Origin of the sequence: Sulfurimonas sp. (assembly GCF_023229105.1) — a bacterium.
In the GTDB taxonomy this organism is placed as follows: Bacteria; Campylobacterota; Campylobacteria; order Campylobacterales; family Sulfurimonadaceae; genus Sulfurimonas.
In genome coordinates this window covers 1-18,614 of sequence record NZ_JALNZY010000040.1, presented here as the reverse complement: position 1 = coordinate 18,614, position 18,614 = coordinate 1, and the positions used below count along the sequence as shown (strand labels likewise).

The window sequence follows — 18,614 nt, the reverse complement described above, 5'->3', positions numbered from 1 at the left end:
TATCTTTTATATGATTTGACTGCCAAAGTGCGAGCTTTGAGCCTCTTGTTGCTATTATTAATTTTTTCATCTATTTTGCCTCTTTATATTTCATCTTTGTTTTATCTAACTTTCCATCAAAAAATATTGTCGGTGTACCGTTGACCATCAACATGCTCGCTACCTCTAAATCATTTTTAAAATGCGCAATAACCTCTTTTGAAAAGAGTTCAAACGGCTTTATATTTGAGTTCATGACCTTATTAAATTCCAAAAGTATCTTTTCATTGGATTTTTCATTTGGATCTACTTTGACTTTGTAGAGATCTAAAACTACGTTTTTTCTTCCCTGTAGCTCAAGCGTAATAGCCGCTTTTGCCAACTCCACAGAAGCTGGATGAATAGACTCTAGCGGAAAATGATAGTAGTAAAGTGCATATTTATTTGGTTCTTTTTTCATATAGTCGATAGCTTCAGGAACAAAAGTTTTACAAAATGGGCAGAGCGGATCAGAAAAAATTACTACTTTATGTTTTGCATTTTCATTTCCATAAATCAAGTTTGCTTTGTTATAATACTTATCTTTAAATGGTATTGAGACAAATTCATTCATCTCTTTGCCTTCTTTAAGAGCAAAAAGTTCTTTTGTTACAACTTCTCCATCCGAGAACCACATCATTTTTTGAACTATCTGTCGTCCATCTTTTTTCAAAATAGCATCAAGCTCTACCATATAAGCATTCCAATTTTTATACTCTAAAATCTCATTTTTGCTCAAAACCTTAGCATTAATAGATTTTATATTTGGATTATTCTCAAAACTACCCTCTATAAATGTCTCTATTTTTTCATTTATTGTGTTTGCATTTGCAAAACTACTTACTACGGCTATTATCGCTAATAATTTCAACATCAATGACATCATCATCCTTTTTTAAACTGTTGTATTCTTCTTCCATTTTACACTTGTCTGATTTTACATTATAACGATTAACAAGCATAGTCGTAAAGACGCTAAATTGTAATAAAGCTCCTATGATATCTGTTAAAAATCCCGGAACAATAAGCAAGATTGCACCAAAAATCGTAAAAAGATTTAAGCTTTGAAACTGTTTTAAATCAATGCAATTGTATGAAACTGCCATAAAATTTTCTCTAAGCGTTGTTCTAAAGTTAGCAAGTATAACCAACCCCAAAAAAGCACTAAAGAGTATCTCAAAAAAAGTTGCTAAACCGCCTATAGCAGACGATATATTGACTGAGATTAGTACCTCTAAAAACAGATAGATTAAAAAATATATCATGACTTTAGTAATTCCACTAATTTAGCGTATATTTCATCTACCCTCACAGAGCTATTTTGGGTTGTTTTTCTATCATATATCTGAACCAAACCATTTTCAAGCTCCTTTCCGATGATAACGGTATATGTAAAACCGATAAGCTCCGCATCTTTCATCTTAAAACCAAATCTCTCTTTTGTATCATCTAGCATAACTTCTACCCTTAAAGCTTTGAGTTTCTCATAAAGCTCTTCACCTAAAGCAACTTGTGCTTTATCTTTTACATTTGATAGTAAGATATTCACGGCAAAAGGGGCTGTCTCTTTTGTCCATTTACAGCCATTTTCATCATGGTTTTGCTCAATGACGGCTGCTATGAGTCTGCTAACGCCTATACCGAATGTTGCCATCTCAAAAGGTTTTGCTCTGCCGTTTTCATCATTAAAATATGCTTCTAACGCTTGGGAATATTTAGTTCCTAATTGGAAGATATGCCCAACTTCTATCCCTTTTTTGAAACTTAAATTTCCGCCGCAGGAACATCTTTTATCAAGCTTTTTTAGTTGAAGCTCCTCATAAGAGTTTTCATTTAAAGCTTGCACCTCTTCTTCATCAAATATTGTCTCGATATTTGCACCATAATCACAAGCTTCACATATAACAAGAGTATCTTCGCCGCTGTTTGCTAAAACATGAAACTCCTTGCTGCCCTCTCCTCCGATTGCTCCGCTATCTGCTTGAACCACTCTAAAATCAAGACCGAGTCTAGTAAAAATCTTTTTGTAAGTAGCTTCCATCAACTCAAACTCTCTTATCATGTCCTCTTGTGAGGAGTGAAAAGAGTATCCGTCTTTCATTAAAAATTCACGCCCGCGCAACAGCCCATATCTAGGTCTTGCTTCATCACGAAATTTAGTATTGATCTGGTAGAGATTCAGAGGCAAATCTTTATAACTTGTTACTCTATTTTTTACCAACTCTACCATAGCTTCTTCATTTGTAGGACTAAGCACGAACTCATTGTCATGTCTATCTTTTATGCGAAGCATCTCTTTTCCCATACTATTTGAACGACCGCTTCTCTCCCATAAACCAATAGGAGTCACAAAGCTAAGCTGTACTTCTAAGCAGCCTGCCTGGTCCAACTCCTCTTTTACAATAGCTCTGATTTTTTCTAAAACAATCTTGCCAAGAGGCAAAAAATTGTAAAGTCCGGCTCCTTGAGTGTTTATAAAACCGCCTCTAACTAAAAATTTATGTGATGCCAATGTTGCATCCGAGGGTGCTTCTTTTATTGTTGGAATAAACGCTCTGCTTCTTCTCAATTACTTTCCTTCTATAATGTTTAATGCATGCTCGCATTTATATTCATCAGGCATGTCTGTATTGTCTTTTTGTACCAAAAACTGTAGCGCACTTGTTAGTAAATCTGCTTTTGATTCCTCTGAAACATTGCGCATTTTTGAAGTCATCTCATGTAAAAATCTTTTTAAAACCTGCTCGCTCATCTTGTTTATTTGTGCTTCATACTCTTTTGGAATATAACCTTTTTTTAGAACTCTTTGTGTTTCTAATTTCGCAGCTTCAAAAGCTTTTTGATATATCTCTTTTATCATAGGTTCTATGTTAAGCGTATTTAGCCACTCAAAGAACTCTACCGTGCTTCGCCCGATAATATTGTGCGCCTTTCTTGCACTATCCTCACGCGAGCTTATGTTTTCATCTACGATATTTTTCAAATCATCAATCACATAAAGATTTATGCGTTCGCCTTTATGATAGTTTATGTCACGAGGAAGTGCCATGTCAAACCAATATCTATCAAAGTCGCATGGCTTAATAATCTCATCGGTTATAATGGGTTCTGATGCAGAAGTTGCGGTAAAAAGAATCTCAAACTCATTTACCGCTTTTGGAAGTTCACTTATATCTAAAGATTTTGCACCACACTCTTGTGCTAGTTTTGAGGCTCTCTCTTTTGTTCTGTTCATGATATAAACATCCGCACCGCTTGAGAGAAGATGTTTAGCCGTAATCTCCGACATCTCCCCGACTCCGATAACCAAAGCTTTTTTGCCCTCTACACTATCAAGAACAGATTTTAGCTTTGAAACAGCAACGCTGGCGATTGAAACAGGTTTTGAAGAGATATCCGTAGCGTTTCTAACCTTTGCAGCGCACTTAAAAGCGTGATGCATGGCACGCGCAAGTTTTTGACCGCTAAAACCGTTATCATAAGAGAATCTAAAAGCATCTTTTAGTTGACCGGCGATTTGCGTCTCGCCGATAACCATGGAGTCAAGTGAAGATGCAACAGAAAATAGATGATGAATAGCGCTGCTATCATCAAAAATATCTGCTCTTCCTTCGAGTTCGTCTATGGAGATTCCAGACCTTGCTGCTAGCATCTCAAAGATATGCTTTGTAGCAGCTGTTATATCGATACAACTACAAAATACTTCCATTCTGTTACATGTAGAGATTAGAATTGATTCATTTATGGTTTCGCCTGTATTTAACTTGCTAAGGCACCCTTTTTTGGCAAATTCATCTTTGTAAGAGAGCTTTTCTCTTACCTCCATAGTAGAATTTTTATGTGAAAAACTTATATTTAAATAGTGCATCAATAACTTCTTTTTATCATAGTTTGTAAAATATTTATGAGTTGTTCATCATTTTTTACGTTGTTCACGGCTTCATCTGATAACTTCTGTGCCAACTCAAAGGATTTTTCAATCGTTTTATATTCTTGCATCTTTTCTAGTATCCAAGCACTCTCTTGTTCATTTAAATCTTTTGCGTGCAGAGTGATTAATTTTTCTTTATCTTCTTCATTTAAGACTTTATAGAGATAAATATAAGGCAGCGTGCATTTACCCTCTACAAAATCATTCATAGCCGGTTTTCCAAGAGTTGCTGCATCACTTGTTATATCCAAAATATCGTCTATTATCTGAAATGACAAGCCAAGGTTTCTTCCATAAAGTGCATAAGAGAGAGGGTCTTTGTCTGCCAAAATAGCGGCTGAATGCGCCGCAGCTTCGATAAGTGTAGCAGTTTTAAGGTGTAACATCTCAAGATATTTCTCCTCATCTGTGTTAAAAGTGTGTGCCATTTTAACATCCATCATCTCGCCTTTGCTTAGAGCCGTAACGCTTGATGATATTATCTTAGCGATATCCCTCTCAAAAAACACCAGCTCACTAAAAGCCTTTGAGTATAAGATATCTCCAAGCATTACCGCAGTTTTACTACCCTCTGTAGCGTTTACAGAAGCCGCTCCACGTCTTAGTGTTGCTTCATCTATAACATCATCATGAAGCAAGCTTGCTCCATGAATAAGCTCAACAATCGCTGCTAAAAGAGGGGCTCTCTTATGTGTTGGGGCAATCTTTAAAATCAGTTTTGCACGAAGCCTTTTTCCGCCTGAGAGCATCTTAAAAAGGCGTGTTACTTCATCATACTCTATCTCTTGAATTAATCTTGCTATTTCACTCTCAACTCTTTGCATTATTCCTCTTTAGGCGGTTTTAAATCTTCAAGCATTATCTGCTTTTTATCATCAGATAAAAATATCTCAAATTTTGCTTCTTTTGTCTTTTGATTAAACTCTTTAAATTTTACTAACATGTAAGGCACCTTGAAAGAATCTGCACCTTTTGTTTTTAACTCAAACTTGAAACTTCGATTTTTCTCTCTTAAATAAAGTACATTTTGAGCAACAATCTTGTCGTATGCTCTAAAAACTACCAACCCTCCGTTTTTATAGAGCGTCCATCTAAATGTAAAGAGTTTATCTTTGTTGTCATATTTTACAAGAATTTTCTTTTGCTCATCTTTTTTTAATGAAATTTCTCTCACTTCTGTAAAATTATTGGCAAATATGAAACTAAAACTAAAGAGCAAAAGAGTAAATGCTCGCAAAAGGGTTCTCAACTATTCACTCTTTGAAAGTATTGCACCCATCATTTCAATATAGAGATTTTTTGAAAATGCGTCCACTTTTTCTCTATTTGAAAGTATAAATGAGCGAATATTTTTTTCCATCTCATCCCCGTTATTACCAAATATCTCAGCACACTTTTGGCTCATCATAATCTCCATAGCTGCAGCTCTGTCTATGAATTGTTCAAGCTCATATCTAACAACATCATTGTTTGCATTAAACACAACATCCATTAATTTGCTCTTAGGAGAGCCCATAAAGATATCATCTTCATCTTCAAAAAGTCCATGCATTTTCTATCCTAAGGTTATATTTTTGCGCGATTATAACATCACAAAAACAATATAACCTTGAAAATTAAGCATTAAGTCTTTATTTTCTATAATGTCAAGATGAAAATATATGACTTTTTAATTATCGGAGCCGGAAGTGCAGGATGCAATATGGCTTATTTTTTACACAAAGAGAATAAAAGTGTTGCAATTGTTGATAGAGAGGGGATAGCAGGAGGAGCAAGCGGCGCTGCTGGAGCCTTTTTATCTCCCCTGCCAGGTAAAGAAAATCCTTACAACTCTTTAGTAAATGAAGCACTTAAGTACAGCTTGAATTTTTATCAAAATCTGCTACCAATAGCAGTGGATAAGAAGGGTGTTCTTAGAGTTGCAAATGAGAATTTTGATAAAGACAAACTCTCCCAAAACAGCATGAAATGTGAGCATATAAATAGTGAAGAACTCCTAAATATTTCAAAAAACTTTATGGATATTGAGGGTTACTTCTATGAAAATGCAGCAGTCATAGAACCCATACAAATCTGCCATGAGTTAACCAAAGGGTGTGATTTTTACAACCTTGATGCTGCTGAATTATATTTTGAAAATGGCATCTACACGTTAGAGGGGATAAGGGCCAAAAACATTATCTTAGCTCAAGGAGTAAGTAGCTCCTTAGTAAAAATCCCCTACATGCAAATATCCCCGATTTTTGGACTTAGAGTAGATGTAAAAACAACAACAAAAGTTCCTTTTAATATCCATAAATCCATCTCCATCTCAACAAATAAACATGATGGCACCCTCTCTATCGGAGCAACGCAGGAGAGGCATGATAGCTCTAAAATGGAGTGCCTTACAACATGTGATAAGTGTACTTTTTATGTAAACAACGATGAGATGAAGATAGAGACTCTTTTAAAGCAGGCTGATGCTCTTATAAAACTTGAGGATTTAGAGGTAGTAAAAATATACAAAGGTGCTAGAGCAACCATAAAGAGCTACTTTCCCCTAGTCGGTAAAGTTGTTGATTATGAACAAACTCTTAAGAAGTATTCATCCATTAAAAACGGAACAAAGATTCCTTCTGAAAATTTAGAATACTATCCAAACCTATATGTCATAAATGCACTAGGTTCAAGAGGCTTTGTCTTTGGTCCCTATCTGGCAAAAATCCTGACTCAAAATATTATACATAACGAGCAGATACCAAAAGAGATATCAACTCAAAAACTCTTTTATAAAATGGCTAGAAAAAATTAAACCAGTTATAGAACTATTTGTGTACCGACACCCGCAGATGTAAAGAGTTCTAGCAGCAAAGAGTGCTCTATTCTACCGTCGATTATATGTGCTTTTTGCACGCCGCCTTCTATGGCTTCAAGGCAAGCATCTACTTTTGGCACCATTCCGCCGTGAATCGTTCCATCAGCTTTTAGAGCTTCTACTTCCTCTTTTGTAAGCGTGCTAAAGAGCTCCTTATCGTTGTTTAAAACACCTGCCGTGTCAGTTAAGAATATAATCTTATTCGCACCTATGGCTTTTGCTACGTACGAGGCGCACAAGTCTGCATTTATGTTAAAACCGGGATGTCCCATCTCTGTGCCGTCTGCAATGGGAGCAATTACTGGAATAAATTTCTCCGCTATAAGATTTGAGATAACTTCAGCTTTAACTTCCGTAATATTTCCGGTAAGTCCCCATTTTGCAAAATCTTTAGCTTTTGCCGTTATAAACCTTGCATCTTTTCCACTGATTCCTATTGCTTTTGCCCCATGAGAGTTTAAGAGCGAAACTATCTCTTTGTTTATCTCCCCGCTTAAAACCATCTCCACAATTCTCATAACCTCTTTTGATGTTACGCGCTGACCGTCAATAAACTTGGTCTCTATATGCAAAGCATCTAGCATCTCATTAATCTGCCTGCCGCCGCCATGAACAATTACGGGCTTGATACCAACTAGATACATAAGCAAAATATCTTGCGCAAACTTCTCTTTTAATTGAGGAGACTCTTGAGCTGAGCCGCCGTATTTTATAACTACTACCTCTTTATTAAACTCTTTTATAAACGGCAGAGCTTCAAGAAGCGTCTGAACTGTTTCAATCTTTTTTTGCATTATTACATCCCCTATAATTATCTACTGTTTTAAAAATATTTTTATCAACTTGTACATACATATCAAGCAGCGAAAGATTCAGGTCAAACTGCTCTAATTTTACAAAATCTTTATACGTTACCAAAGCCGAGTCTGCTTTATCTCTTTTTAAAATATCAACAACTTCACTTTTACTAAATGTGTGATGATCTTCAAAATAGTTTTTGCTAATAACCTCAGGCAAATAACCATCTAGCCGCTGCGGTCTTGCTATGGCAGTTATAAGCGACATTTTATCACTTTTATTTTTAAGTTCAACCACTCTTTTAAAATCAACCCCCTCTTTTACAACAAGAGCCTCTTTGCTACTCCAAAGCCTCTCTCTAAAGGGGCCTGATGGTAAACATGAGGAGTTTTTACTCTCAACATCTATAAGAATATCAAGCTTTTTTATATCATGTTTTGAGTAAGCATCATCCAAAAACACAATCTTAACGCCCATCTCTTTAGCTCTATTTATCCCTTTTTTTCTATCTTCACTCACTATAACAACGGCTCTGGGAATTTTGTGCGCGTAAATCATGGCTTCATCGCCGCTTGCGCTCACATCACATAAAATTTCTCTGCCGTTACTTACTACCACAAGACCGCTGCTATTTCTTCCATAACCGCGAAGAACTATAGCGGCATCTTCATAGTTTGATGCAAGTGCCGTTACAAGAGGAGTTTTGCCGCTTCCCCCGACACTAAGATTTCCAACGCTGATAACATCTATGCCTAAATCTTCTCTCTTTTTGCTTTTAAAACGTAAAAACATAGCAAAACAGTAGAGATAACTTAGAGGAAGAAGTACAAAAGAGAGAAGTTTTTGAATGGGGTTTGGGTTGTAGAAATACTCCTCAACCCAAAAGATTATCTTTTTTTTCAATTTTTTGCTTTTTAAACTCTTGTTGATGCTACGGATTTGACCTTGTCAATAACATACTGCACCTCTTTATCTTCCATGCTAGCGTAAATAGGAAGCGACATAACCTGCTGATAGGTAGTTAGTGCAACCGGAAAATTATTTACTTTTAGAGAATATTTATTTTTATAGTATGTTAAAAAGTGAAGCGGAATATAGTGAAGCCCGACCTCAACGCCCTGTTTTTTTAGCTCTAGTGCAAAGGAGTCTCTGTTTTTATCTACTTTGATAATATATAAAGAGTATGGATGCTCCCCGCTTTTCGGGTTAGGAATACTTACATGTTCTACTCCCTTAAGAGCCCTGCTGTACGTCTGGGCTATCTCTTGAACTCTTTGAAGATTCTTATCCTGCTCTTTTATCTGCGCTCTAATATATGCGGCACTTAACTGGCTCATAGTATAGTCAAATCCTATATCTACTACATCATAGATGTACTCTAGAGAGTCTTTACCTTTTTTCATCGCATGAAATCTTAAAAGTTCTGCTCTTTCTTTAATCTCCTGTGAATTTGAAACAAGTATACCGCCGTTACAGATATCTCTTTTTAGATGAGAGGAGAAGTTAAAGCAGGTAATATCAGCTCCCGTTGAGCCGATTTTCTTACCCTTATAGGTTGCTCCTAGGGCTTCACATGCATCTTCTACAATCTTTACATCATACAATTTTGCCATGGCGTAGAGTCTCTCTAGGTCAACACACTGCCCAGCCACATGTGTGACTATAACAGCTTTTAATTTTTTGGCTTTGTTCTCTTCTAAGTAAGCCTCTAGTTTGTCAAGATTAATATTATAGCTCTCGGGGTCAATATCAATAAAAATCGGTTCCGCATCAAAATGGCGTACAACTTCAGGAACATTTGGATGTGCGTTTATAGAACATATTATCTTATCACCTCTTTTTAAGTCCAGGGCGAGCATAGCCAAATGAAGAGCCGATGTCCCATGTGATGTTGCCAAAGCATACTTCACTCCTATATATGAAGCAAACTCCCTCTCAAGCTCTTGGACTTGATCTATATTTTCACCATCTAAAACATCACTAACATTTGAGTGTGCTTCTCTACTACTTTCATATCTGCAAAATGCAACTTTCATTTTCTACTCCCTATAATGTTATATCTCTTGAACAATTAAAATCATGGTTTATTTCTCTAGAAGCTAGCTTAGCAATAGGGGGCATTTTTCTCTTAAACTCATTACGTAAAATGCGCTCTACAATCATATCTACCATCTCTTTATTGCACCCTTTTTGAACTATCTCTTCCTTGCTTAGTCTATCTTCAACATAATATTTTAGCGCTTCATCAAGCTCGGCATAGCTGTAGCCTAAATCTGCTTCATCACTCTGCCCAGCCCACAAATCTGCCGATGGTGCTTTTTGTATAATGCTTTTAGTTATACCCAAATACTCAGCCAATTCATAAATTTCACTCTTATACAAATCTCCTATAGGATTTAGCGCACAAGCCAAATCTCCATAAAGAGTTCCATAGCCTAGCATCAACTCGCTCTTATTGCTAGTTCCCAAAACCAAAGCTTTTTGCTTAGCAGAGATATCAAAAATAGCGCTCATTCTAAGTCTTGCGGAGAGATTTCCACGCCTTAGATTATCCATATCGGTGTTTACCGCTTCATAAGCTTTAAGCATTGGCTCAATTGAAACCGTTATCGAGTTTAGTTTAAAATCACCGCAAAACTCATCAGCATCAGCTAAAGAGCTCTGCGAAGAGTAGTGAGAGGGCATTTTCACACATAGAAGATTATCTTTAAATACTCTTTGTGCAAGCACGGCAACAACGGCTGAGTCTATACCGCCGCTAAGTCCTAATACAACCCTCGTAAAACCTGTTTTTCGAACTTCCTCAGCTAAGAAATACTGCAAATATTCAGATATAAGTTCATACTTTTTCATCACTAACCTTTGATAAGCTTTAACAAAAATTATTATATCAATTTTTTAGTTACCAATGTTATACTTTCATAAAAAAAGAGTATAAGATGAAAATAAAAGTAAAACCGATGGGAGAGTATCAGACAAATTGCTATATAGTAACCACTCAAGGTAAAGATTTTATTATAGATCCTGGTATCGGTGCCTCGGAATGGGTTTTGCAAAATGTCACAAACCCTGTTGCCATTTTAAATACACATGGACATTTCGATCATGTCTGGAGTAATGCTGTGCTGCAAAAAAAACTAAGTATTCCTCTCTACACTCCAAAAGAGGACACAATGCTACTCTTGGGCAGCTCCTTTAGCCCTGACTTGCCGCCCTCAAAACCAGAGGTGGAGGTAGAGCCGAATCAGGAGTTTGATTTTGAGGGTGTAAAAGTAAAGTTTCGCCACTTTCCTGGACATACACCAGGATGTTCGACTATAGAGATAGGAGATGCTATGTTTAGCGGTGACTTTATATTTGAACGCTCTATTGGGCGAACAGATTTTCCTTATTCATCCCCTAATCAGATGAGAGAGTCCCTAGAAGAGTTTAAAAAAATTCCTTACGATAAAACTATATACCCGGGGCACGGGGGCACGACAACCATCAAGCAGGAGCAACAATATAGCGACTACTGGATAGCCAATCTTTAAATAGATTTGCTATTCGTGGCTATTCTCATCCTCCTCTTCTATCAATTTTAACTTTAAAACGTGCCTATCGGTTACAACCGTTTTAAATTCGCCTTCAAAAACTTTTATATCTAAAACATTCCCTATGACATTTACGTTTCTTTTTCTACCCTCTTTATGACGAACTTTAGCTACAAAACTTACAATATCGCCAAATTTTACGGGAGATAAGAATTGGCAATTGCTTGCCACTAAAACAACATTTCCCTCATTTACGGCAGCCATTGCTGCATAATCAGCCGCACCAAAAATAAATCCACTGTGAATCAACCCCTTAGAATCGGCAATCATATCATGCGTTGTAACAAGTTTTAATTTTACATATCCAATATCTAACTTCTCTATTTCACCACACAAATCACGATTAATTTCCTCATGGGTTTTTAACATCACATCATCTTTGGCTCTATAATCCTCTACCTCAAGTTCTGCATCTTCTTGAAAATCTCTCTCTTCTCTCTCATTCATTTAACATCCTTAATTAATTTTACATACACTCTAGCAGGAGCAGGATAACCCTCAACCGTCTTGCTTGCATCATTTTTATCCAGAAAATTCTCCAGAGACTCACCCTCTATCCACTTAGTCTTTCTCTGCTCACTACTATCTGTTTTAGAACTCTCTAAAACCTCAAAACTATCAAAGCCTGCTCTTTTACACCAGTTCTTTAGAGCCTTTATCGTTGGAACAAAATATATATTTGGTATCTTAGAGTATGATGACTCCGGACAAAGGCAGATCTCTCCCTCCCCTTCAATATAAAAAGTATCCAAAATTACTTCGCCTTTTTTTTCAAGACCCTTATAAAGAGATTTTAACATGGCTACTGGATCACTCCTGTGGTAGAGAACTCCCAGACAAAAAATAGTATCAAACTTCTCTTCATAAAACTCTAAATGCTCTACGCCTAAAAGCTCATACACAATGTCGCTTTTAACAAAATGGTTTATAAAATCAAATTGAGTTTTATAAAGCGGCGAAGGGTCAAAGCCCACAAGCGACTTCGGCTTATCCTCTTGCATCCTAAAAAGATAATATCCATTGTTGCACCCTATATCGGCAACTCTTTTATCTTTTAAATTAAAATGTTTTCTCAGCAGATTGTATTTTATGTTACTTCTCCACTCTGAATCTATATATATGTCAAAAAGTTTAAAAGGTCCTTTTCTCCAAGGCATCATGCTTCGTGCTATGTTCTCTAACTCCAAAAGACTTGTGTAGTTACCGACTATTTCTACCTCATCCCCGAGAGTAACACTCCAAGAGCCATCTTCAAGGCTCTCAAGCGCCTCGCGCATTGGAGCAATATTTTTCCACTTCATCCAAGATTGTCTATCTTTTCTTATTAAATCAATATTCATTTCATACTTTATCTTAAAATAATTTAATTATAATTGTATCAAAAGATAGCTATAAGGAATTTGATGAGATTAGAAAAAAAAGCAACAGTTGTCTCTTCGAGTGTAGCAGCCGTGCTTGTACTGATTAAAATGAGTGTTGGGATTTTTAGCGGCTCTATTGCTGTTTTAGCTTCAGCTATTGATTCGCTTCTTGATTTAACCGTATCTCTTTTTAACTATTTTGCCCTAAATACTGCCGAAAAAGACTCAGATGAGAAGTTTCATTTTGGACGCAACAAGATGGAGCCTTTAGCAGCCGTAATAGAGGGGATAATTATCTCTTTTTCTGCACTTTTTATATTTTATGAAGCAATTGCAAAAATTGTAAACTATAAACCCATGGAGTATATGGGAACAAGCATTGCCGTTATGATTGCCTCCATTGTTATAACTGCACTTTTAGTTATTTTTTTAAACTATGTCGCTAAAAAAACAAATAATATGGTAATCAAAGCAGATGCACTTCACTACAAAACAGATCTTTATTCAAACGGAGCAATTTTACTCGCTCTCGCACTTATCTCCTTTACTGGGGAGTATTTAATAGATCCTATTTTAGGGATGGGCATTGCTTTATATATGATTTACTCGGCTATTCCTATTATCAAAGAGGGACTGCTGATGCTGCTAGATGCTGCGCTAATAGCGGAGGATGTAGCAAAAATAGAAGCTGTCTTAGAAGCCCAAAATAATATTAACGGCTATCATGACCTCAAAACAAGAGAATCAGGTTCGCACATCTTCATCTCTGTGCACATTGTTTTTAATGTAAGCATTTCACTCTATGATGCACATCTAATCTCGGATAAACTAGAAGCAAAACTTCATACACTTTTCGAGGGTAAGCACGTAAATGTACTTATCCACATGGATCCATATGACGATTCAGAGATAAATGCCATAGAAGATAGTTATTAAAAATCGTACCGTAAAATAAAATTTAAAAAATTTGCTTTACCACTTTCGCTGCTTAGAACTTCTCTCTGTGCCCAAGCATACTCTACTCCTGTTAGCAAGTTCTTAATAGGAAGCCAAAGCAGATTTATCTGCATAGCATGACTCTCTTTTGTTACCTTATGAAGCCCTGTTTGTAAAACATCAAGATTATTATCAGCGCCGATATATGAAAAAGCAATTGTAGAGCGGAGTTTTTCACTCCAGAAGTGACGATAACCCAAATGTCCTCCATATACAGGAGTAAGAGTGATTTCTCCGCTTGAAGAAATAGTTCCCTCGCTAAACGCACCATATGCTATATAACGTCCACTTCCCTCTCCATAGTGAGCATTGAAGCGAATATCATCCAAAGCAAAAGTTTTAATACGCCCAGAGAGATTAACTCCATAGCCATATTTAGAATCTTTTGTATTATCTACTACCGAATCTTGCAAGATTTTTCGTGCTAAAAATGAGATGCCAAGTTCTCCCCACAAAGGATAATATCTTGCACGTAAAACCAAATCATAAGGCAGGTTATCTTTTGTGATGCTTTTAGAGCTGTTTTGATCTAAAAGAGTAATCTTAGGCTCCTCTATCGAAATATCATATGCAAATAATTTCGTATCATAGGTATAGCGGATTAGAGATTGACGAACTAGAGTATCATCCATAGGATAAGAGATAGTATCCAAAGCTACGATAGAGTTAAAAGCTGAATTTGTTTGACCAAATCCAAAACCTCCTACCTCTATAAAAGCATGTCTTAGGCGGGGATAGTAATCATTTTTGCTTGTGCTGCCTCCTTTGGTGCCTAAAAAATCTATCTCCACAAGAGTGCGCAACATGCCATATTCTGTAGGTGTTTTTGTCTTTAGCCAAAGTCTGCTTTCACGCGCATTAAGAGAAAAATCATCACTCTTTTTATCTCTATCAAGAGCAATTTTTCCGGCAAAAAAAGAGGATTGATCAGAAGTGTGCAGCATACTAAGATGGGCTCTTCCTCCAATTTCTACAACCATGTCTAATGATTTAAGCTCTATCTCATTGCCGCTTGCAAAAAGTGATTTTACAAAAAAAAGAAAGACTAAAAAACGCAAAATTTTCATACGTACTAAAGCTCTTTACGAAACTGTTTATGGCAAGCATTGCATGACACTTTTACATCTTCTAACTTTTTATTTAATAGTTCAAACTCATATTTATGAGCCAAATCATATATCTCATCTGCATCTAGACTAAGGTTTTTTGCATACCTTTTATACTCTTGTATATCCTCTTGTGTCAGCTTGAGTCCTAAATCACTCTCAGACATATTCTCTATTTCTGCCGAGAGATGTTTTAAAGTATCCCCAAGACTCAGCATATATCTTTTGCGCATTTTATCTCTGTCTAATTCACTTTTTTGACGCTCATAAACCACCATGTCAAGCTCACGCATCAGCAAACGGAGTTTTTCACTTTGTATCATATGTTTTAGAGCTTTTTTATTGTCATGCTCTTTACTAACACACCCGCTTGATACAAAAATCAAAATAATTAACATTAGATGTCTAAAACGCTTATTTTGCAAACTCTACTGCCCTACTCTCTCGAATGACATTTACTTTTATCTCACCGGGGTACTGAACCTTCTCTTCTATCTCCTTAGCTATCTCTTTTGCCATCAAAATAGATTCATCGTCATTGACTAAAGAAGCATTTACTATTACCCTGACTTCCCGCCCTGCGTTGATTGCATAAGCTTGTCTGACTCCTGTATGCTCTGATGCTATCTCCTCTATCTGCGTAACCCTTTTTAAGAAACTCTCAAGCACTTCTCGTCTAGCACCCGGTCTTGCGGCAGAGAGTGCATCAGCAGCACAAACCGCACCGCACTCAATAGAGCTAATCTCTTCTTGTCCATGATGTGCATAGATTGCATTTATCACTACACTATCTTCATTGTAACGATTACAAATATCAGCGCCCAAATCGACATGGCTACCTTCATGCTCATGGGTTAAAGCTTTACCTATATCATGTAAAAGTCCTGCTCTTTTTGCAAGCCTTACATTTCCGCCCATCTCAGCCGTCATAATTCCCGCCAAATGAGCAACTTCAAGGGTATGAGCAAGTGCATTTTGTCCATAACTAGCACGATAACGAAGTTTTCCAATAAGCTTAACTAACTCCGGATGCATGATTCCAATATCCAAATCAGTTAATATCTCTTCCCCTTCGCTCAACATTTCAGACTCAAACTCATCACATACTTTAGTATAAATCTCTTCAATACGAGCCGGTTGAATACGCCCATCTTCTATGAGTAGCTCTATTGTTTTTTTTGCAATTGCTCGTCTGTAAAGATTAAAACTGCTGATGAGAATCGCATTTGGCGTGTCATCAATAATAATATCAACACCCAAAAGAGTCTCAAGGGTTTTAATATTTCTCCCTTCTTTTCCTATTATCCGCCCTTTGAGTTCATCATCATGGAGGTAAATAAGGTTGGTTAATTTCTCTGCAGCAAATTCGCCTGCATACCTACTTGTTGCCTGAGCCAAAATATAATTTGCTCTTTTTTTAGCCTCGGTTTTTGCTTCATTTTCATAACGCCTGACTACATGAGCTATCTCAGCGCGAGACTTCTCCTCAACTTTTTCAAGCAAAACAGCCCTAGCTTCATCTTTTGTCATACCCGCACAATGTTCTATTGCATTGAGCGCCTCGTCAATTTTCTCTTCATATCTTTTTTTTAGTGAGTTTAGAGATTTTTCATTTCTTTTTAAATCAATTTGCCTAGATTTTAAAACAGCCACTTCATCCTGAAATCTTCTCTCTTCATTTTGCTTGTAACGTTTAAAATTTTGCTCTTTTTTTGCGATATCGTCTTCTCGTTGAGAGAGATCTGCTTTGGCTTTATCTTTAGCACCCTCATAAAGCTTAGTAGCTTCAAGCTCAATCTCTTGAGATTTTATATTGGCTTTATACAAAAGCAGTTGCGCCTCATTTTCGATTGCACTTGCTTGAGCTTTAGCTTTTTCGACATATATATCAAAATTAGCATTCGTAATTTTTTTAGAGATGAAAAATCCAACAAGCCCACTAATGGTGGCCATAGAGCCTCCAATTAGTATCTCATTTAGCATTTTACTTCCTCTTTATAGCCATATTTTTATTTTGCACATTAATATTTGGTGTAATGACTAAATCGCACGTGATGTCATACTCATCACAAAGTAACTCTTTTGTGTAACAAAATTCTGATTGTATAAAAATTGTGTACGGTCGTTTTTTTAACTTTGCAAAGAAACGATCATACATCCCTTTTCCAAAACCAATTCTCTGTAAATTTCCATCAACACCAACTATCGGTACTATGGCTATATCTATTCTCTTTATATCTCTTAAACTTTTTCCCGCTTCATAAATACCAAACTTTTTCTTCTTCAGCGGTAATCTAAATGGTACCATCTTAAAACTTTCGCTTTGCATAAATGGAACAAAAACATCACATTTTTTTCTTAGTTTTTGAATCAATTTTGCACTGTTTGGCTCAAAGGGAAGAGAGATATAAAAAAGTATTTTTAATTTTTTTAATTTTTTAATTTTTTTAAGCTCTTTAAACAGTTTCACTTCTATCTTTGCGTTTTTATAAAGCTGATTATGCTTAGGGGCATTTTTGATTTTTTCTAGACAATTTCGTCTAAAAATTGCTTTTGTAAGAGACATATAAAATCTTTATGGCTATAATTTCGCTAATTTTACTCAAAAAAAAGAAAATAAGGTAGGCAAATGTTTAAAAAATATATTTTATCGTTATCAATAGTTTCAGCAGTGCTGTTTCAAGGCTGTTCTAACAACAGTGAAGAGAAGAAAAGTGATGTAAACAACATGGTTTCTGCAAAAGAGTATGTTTTAACAGGGATTGACCAAAAACAGTATGTTGTCAAAAAAGAGGGTAAAGGCTTTGTGCTTGAAGGAGCAAAAGATAAGGTAGTTATTTTTGATATATTTGCCACATGGTGCCCTCCATGCCGTGCAACTGCAACGCATCTTAGTTCACTTCAAGAAAAATACAAAGATGATTTAATCATTATAGGAATTACTATTGAAGATAAGATTCAAAACTCAAAACTTCAAGAGTTTGCTCAAACATATAATGCAACCTATATCTTAGTCAATTCTAATCAAAATCGCCGCCTAAGCGACGAAATTGTAAAAGAGTTAGAACTTGGAGAAAGATATCCTATCCCAACAATGGCCATGTATAAAAATGGAGCTTTAATCAACCATTATGTAGGTGCTACTCAAGAGGAATTTATAGATAGCGACATCAGAAATGCTTTAGGCAACTAAATATGCTTGGATTTATAAAAAAATCTCTATCTAAGACTGCTGAAGCTTTAAAATCAGTAGTTCCAAAGAAGAAAATATCATTTTCAAAAGATGAGATTGAAGATATCTTACTCGAAGCTGATGTCGAATATGAGCTTGTAGAGATAATATTAAATGAGATATACCAAAGCAGCGTTACCCGTGATATTCTGCGATCAAAACTGCTCGCAACTCTTGCCTATACGACATACAAAGAGCCCTCTTTTACTCCCCCTTTTGTTGAGCTTATAGTCGGGGTAAATGGTGCCGGAAAAACAACAACTATCTCGAAACTTGCAGCAAGATATAAAAATGAAGGCAAAAAGGTTATCCTCGGGGCAGCAGATACTTTTAGAGCGGCTGCCATAGAACAACTTACACTTTGGGCAAAAAAACTAGATATTCCCATCATCGCCTCAAAACAAGGACATGACAGCTCTGCAGTTGCTTACGACACCATAGACTCTGCAAAATCAAAAGGATTTGATAATGTCATCATAGACACCGCGGGACGACTTCACACACAAGTGAACCTTTCAAATGAGCTCAAAAAAATAGCAAGAATCTGTGATAAAGCGCATAGCGGCGCGCCTCACAGAACTATTCTTATTATAGACGGCACACAAGGAAACTCTGCAATTGCTCAAGCTAAAGCATTTAACGAGATGATAGGAGTTGATGGAATTATCATAACAAAACTTGATGGAACTGCAAAAGGCGGGAGTATTTTTAGCATCGCTTAT

The 18,614-nt window shown here is 36.3% G+C and carries 22 protein-coding genes; 5 read left to right on the top strand and 17 right to left on the bottom strand.

Features of this window, described 5'->3' with window-relative positions; all coding sequences use genetic code 11:
- Window positions 1-70: 70 nt before the first annotated feature.
- From M0Q17_RS06790 to M0Q17_RS06760, 7 genes are read right to left on the bottom strand one after another with little or no spacing between them, the layout of a single operon-like run.
- Window positions 71-892, bottom strand: a complete 822-nt coding sequence (locus M0Q17_RS06790; RefSeq protein WP_295084998.1) for a thioredoxin domain-containing protein — start codon at window positions 890-892, stop codon at window positions 71-73.
- Window positions 855-1,283, bottom strand: coding sequence for an FxsA family protein (locus M0Q17_RS06785; RefSeq protein ID WP_295084995.1), 429 nt, complete (start codon window positions 1,281-1,283; stop codon window positions 855-857). Before M0Q17_RS06785 ends, M0Q17_RS06790 begins: the two co-directional genes overlap by 38 nt.
- Window positions 1,280-2,587 carry a proline--tRNA ligase gene (gene proS, locus M0Q17_RS06780; RefSeq protein ID WP_295084991.1) on the bottom strand — a complete coding sequence of 436 codons (1,308 nt, stop codon included), beginning with the start codon at window positions 2,585-2,587 and terminating at the stop codon, window positions 1,280-1,282. Before proS ends, M0Q17_RS06785 begins: the two co-directional genes overlap by 4 nt.
- Entirely contained in the window at window positions 2,588-3,886 is a 1,299-nt protein-coding gene (hemA, locus tag M0Q17_RS06775) for a glutamyl-tRNA reductase (protein ID WP_295084987.1), read from the bottom strand.
- A complete protein-coding gene (locus M0Q17_RS06770; RefSeq protein WP_295084984.1) occupies window positions 3,886-4,773 on the bottom strand; it encodes a polyprenyl synthetase family protein in 888 nt (295 codons plus the stop codon). The genes hemA and M0Q17_RS06770 overlap by 1 nt, the downstream gene beginning before the upstream one ends.
- Window positions 4,773-5,198, bottom strand: a complete 426-nt coding sequence (locus M0Q17_RS06765) for a hypothetical protein (RefSeq protein WP_295084981.1) — start codon at window positions 5,196-5,198, stop codon at window positions 4,773-4,775. Before M0Q17_RS06765 ends, M0Q17_RS06770 begins: the two co-directional genes overlap by 1 nt.
- Window positions 5,199-5,501 carry a DUF2018 family protein gene (locus tag M0Q17_RS06760; protein ID WP_295084978.1) on the bottom strand — a complete coding sequence of 101 codons (303 nt, stop codon included), beginning with the start codon at window positions 5,499-5,501 and terminating at the stop codon, window positions 5,199-5,201.
- Between the two features lie 99 nt (window positions 5,502-5,600).
- Between M0Q17_RS06760 and M0Q17_RS06755 the strand changes: the two genes are divergently transcribed.
- A complete protein-coding gene (locus M0Q17_RS06755; protein WP_295084975.1) occupies window positions 5,601-6,743 on the top strand; it encodes an FAD-dependent oxidoreductase in 1,143 nt (380 codons plus the stop codon).
- A 5-nt stretch (window positions 6,744-6,748) separates the two neighbouring features.
- On the opposite strand, the gene argB is transcribed toward M0Q17_RS06755, so the two are convergent.
- Genes argB through M0Q17_RS06735 form a run of 4 tightly spaced genes read right to left on the bottom strand, consistent with a single transcriptional unit; the run spans window position 6,749 to window position 10,457 of the window.
- A complete protein-coding gene (gene argB, locus M0Q17_RS06750; RefSeq protein ID WP_295084972.1) occupies window positions 6,749-7,600 on the bottom strand; it encodes an acetylglutamate kinase in 852 nt (283 codons plus the stop codon).
- On the bottom strand, window positions 7,584-8,507 hold the full coding sequence (locus M0Q17_RS06745) for a tetraacyldisaccharide 4'-kinase (protein ID WP_295084969.1): 924 nt from the start codon (window positions 8,505-8,507) through the stop codon (window positions 7,584-7,586). The genes argB and M0Q17_RS06745 overlap by 17 nt, the downstream gene beginning before the upstream one ends.
- 11 nt (window positions 8,508-8,518) lie before the next feature.
- On the bottom strand, window positions 8,519-9,640 hold the full coding sequence (locus tag M0Q17_RS06740) for a DegT/DnrJ/EryC1/StrS family aminotransferase (RefSeq protein WP_295084966.1): 1,122 nt from the start codon (window positions 9,638-9,640) through the stop codon (window positions 8,519-8,521).
- Between the two features lie 10 nt (window positions 9,641-9,650).
- A complete protein-coding gene (locus tag M0Q17_RS06735) occupies window positions 9,651-10,457 on the bottom strand; it encodes an NAD+ synthase (RefSeq protein WP_295084963.1) in 807 nt (268 codons plus the stop codon).
- 86 nt (window positions 10,458-10,543) lie between these two features.
- On the opposite strand from M0Q17_RS06735, the gene M0Q17_RS06730 reads away from it, so the two are divergent.
- Complete coding sequence (locus M0Q17_RS06730) at window positions 10,544-11,137, top strand: MBL fold metallo-hydrolase (RefSeq protein ID WP_295084960.1); 594 nt, start codon at window positions 10,544-10,546, stop codon at window positions 11,135-11,137.
- 9 nt (window positions 11,138-11,146) lie between these two features.
- Here the strand turns inward: M0Q17_RS06730 and M0Q17_RS06725 are convergent, their stop codons facing one another.
- Together M0Q17_RS06725 and cmoB are read right to left on the bottom strand one after the other, a co-directional pair.
- Window positions 11,147-11,644 (bottom strand): hotdog domain-containing protein, encoded by a 498-nt coding sequence (locus tag M0Q17_RS06725; RefSeq protein WP_295084957.1) that lies wholly within the window; start codon window positions 11,642-11,644, stop codon window positions 11,147-11,149.
- Window positions 11,641-12,537, bottom strand: coding sequence for a tRNA 5-methoxyuridine(34)/uridine 5-oxyacetic acid(34) synthase CmoB (gene cmoB / locus M0Q17_RS06720; protein WP_295084955.1), 897 nt, complete (start codon window positions 12,535-12,537; stop codon window positions 11,641-11,643). Before cmoB ends, M0Q17_RS06725 begins: the two co-directional genes overlap by 4 nt.
- 63 nt (window positions 12,538-12,600) lie before the next feature.
- On the opposite strand from cmoB, the gene M0Q17_RS06715 reads away from it, so the two are divergent.
- The gene (locus M0Q17_RS06715; RefSeq protein ID WP_295084952.1) at window positions 12,601-13,494 is read left to right on the top strand and encodes a cation diffusion facilitator family transporter; all 894 of its coding nucleotides are present in this window, start codon (window positions 12,601-12,603) and stop codon (window positions 13,492-13,494) included.
- On the opposite strand, the gene M0Q17_RS06710 is transcribed toward M0Q17_RS06715, so the two are convergent.
- Genes M0Q17_RS06710 through M0Q17_RS06695 form a run of 4 tightly spaced genes read right to left on the bottom strand, consistent with a single transcriptional unit; the run spans window position 13,491 to window position 17,226 of the window.
- Window positions 13,491-14,621 (bottom strand): DcaP family trimeric outer membrane transporter, encoded by a 1,131-nt coding sequence (locus M0Q17_RS06710; protein ID WP_295084949.1) that lies wholly within the window; start codon window positions 14,619-14,621, stop codon window positions 13,491-13,493. The two genes, M0Q17_RS06715 and M0Q17_RS06710, sit on opposite strands and share 4 nt — an antisense overlap.
- A 5-nt stretch (window positions 14,622-14,626) precedes the next feature.
- Window positions 14,627-15,085 carry a hypothetical protein gene (locus M0Q17_RS06705; RefSeq protein ID WP_295084946.1) on the bottom strand — a complete coding sequence of 153 codons (459 nt, stop codon included), beginning with the start codon at window positions 15,083-15,085 and terminating at the stop codon, window positions 14,627-14,629.
- Window positions 15,075-16,643 carry a ribonuclease Y gene (gene rny, locus M0Q17_RS06700; protein ID WP_295084943.1) on the bottom strand — a complete coding sequence of 523 codons (1,569 nt, stop codon included), beginning with the start codon at window positions 16,641-16,643 and terminating at the stop codon, window positions 15,075-15,077. The genes M0Q17_RS06705 and rny overlap by 11 nt, the downstream gene beginning before the upstream one ends.
- Window position 16,644: 1 nt before the next feature.
- Window positions 16,645-17,226: a 5-formyltetrahydrofolate cyclo-ligase gene (locus tag M0Q17_RS06695; protein WP_295084940.1), complete on the bottom strand. Its 582-nt coding sequence runs from the start codon at window positions 17,224-17,226 to the stop codon at window positions 16,645-16,647.
- A gap of 63 nt (window positions 17,227-17,289) precedes the next feature.
- Here M0Q17_RS06695 and M0Q17_RS06690 point away from each other — a divergent pair, with 63 nt between their 5' ends.
- Both M0Q17_RS06690 and ftsY read left to right on the top strand, forming a co-directional pair.
- Window positions 17,290-17,853 (top strand): TlpA family protein disulfide reductase, encoded by a 564-nt coding sequence (locus tag M0Q17_RS06690; protein WP_295084937.1) that lies wholly within the window; start codon window positions 17,290-17,292, stop codon window positions 17,851-17,853.
- A 2-nt stretch (window positions 17,854-17,855) separates the two neighbouring features.
- On the top strand, window positions 17,856-18,614 hold a 759-nt coding region (gene ftsY / locus M0Q17_RS06685; RefSeq protein ID WP_295084933.1), incomplete at its 3' end, for a signal recognition particle-docking protein FtsY.

Excerpts from the sequence above, each read along its gene's own strand:
- M0Q17_RS06790 (WP_295084998.1), bottom strand. The coding sequence starts at position 892 with ATGTTGAAATTATTAGCGATAATAGCCGTAGTAAGTAGTTTTGCAAAT.
- M0Q17_RS06785 (WP_295084995.1), bottom strand. The coding sequence starts at position 1,283 with ATGATATATTTTTTAATCTATCTGTTTTTAGAGGTACTAATCTCAGTC.
- hemA (WP_295084987.1), bottom strand. The coding sequence starts at position 3,886 with ATGCACTATTTAAATATAAGTTTTTCACATAAAAATTCTACTATGGAG.
- M0Q17_RS06770 (WP_295084984.1), bottom strand. The coding sequence starts at position 4,773 with ATGCAAAGAGTTGAGAGTGAAATAGCAAGATTAATTCAAGAGATAGAG.
- M0Q17_RS06760 (WP_295084978.1), bottom strand. The coding sequence starts at position 5,501 with ATGCATGGACTTTTTGAAGATGAAGATGATATCTTTATGGGCTCTCCT.
- M0Q17_RS06755 (WP_295084975.1), top strand. The coding sequence starts at position 5,601 with ATGAAAATATATGACTTTTTAATTATCGGAGCCGGAAGTGCAGGATGC.
- argB (WP_295084972.1), bottom strand. The coding sequence starts at position 7,600 with ATGCAAAAAAAGATTGAAACAGTTCAGACGCTTCTTGAAGCTCTGCCG.
- M0Q17_RS06740 (WP_295084966.1), bottom strand. The coding sequence starts at position 9,640 with ATGAAAGTTGCATTTTGCAGATATGAAAGTAGTAGAGAAGCACACTCA.
- M0Q17_RS06735 (WP_295084963.1), bottom strand. The coding sequence starts at position 10,457 with ATGAAAAAGTATGAACTTATATCTGAATATTTGCAGTATTTCTTAGCT.
- M0Q17_RS06730 (WP_295084960.1), top strand. The coding sequence starts at position 10,544 with ATGAAAATAAAAGTAAAACCGATGGGAGAGTATCAGACAAATTGCTAT.
- M0Q17_RS06725 (WP_295084957.1), bottom strand. The coding sequence starts at position 11,644 with ATGAATGAGAGAGAAGAGAGAGATTTTCAAGAAGATGCAGAACTTGAG.
- cmoB (WP_295084955.1), bottom strand. The coding sequence starts at position 12,537 with ATGAATATTGATTTAATAAGAAAAGATAGACAATCTTGGATGAAGTGG.
- M0Q17_RS06715 (WP_295084952.1), top strand. The coding sequence starts at position 12,601 with ATGAGATTAGAAAAAAAAGCAACAGTTGTCTCTTCGAGTGTAGCAGCC.
- M0Q17_RS06710 (WP_295084949.1), bottom strand. The coding sequence starts at position 14,621 with ATGAAAATTTTGCGTTTTTTAGTCTTTCTTTTTTTTGTAAAATCACTT.
- rny (WP_295084943.1), bottom strand. The coding sequence starts at position 16,643 with ATGCTAAATGAGATACTAATTGGAGGCTCTATGGCCACCATTAGTGGG.
- M0Q17_RS06695 (WP_295084940.1), bottom strand. The coding sequence starts at position 17,226 with ATGTCTCTTACAAAAGCAATTTTTAGACGAAATTGTCTAGAAAAAATC.
- M0Q17_RS06690 (WP_295084937.1), top strand. The coding sequence starts at position 17,290 with ATGTTTAAAAAATATATTTTATCGTTATCAATAGTTTCAGCAGTGCTG.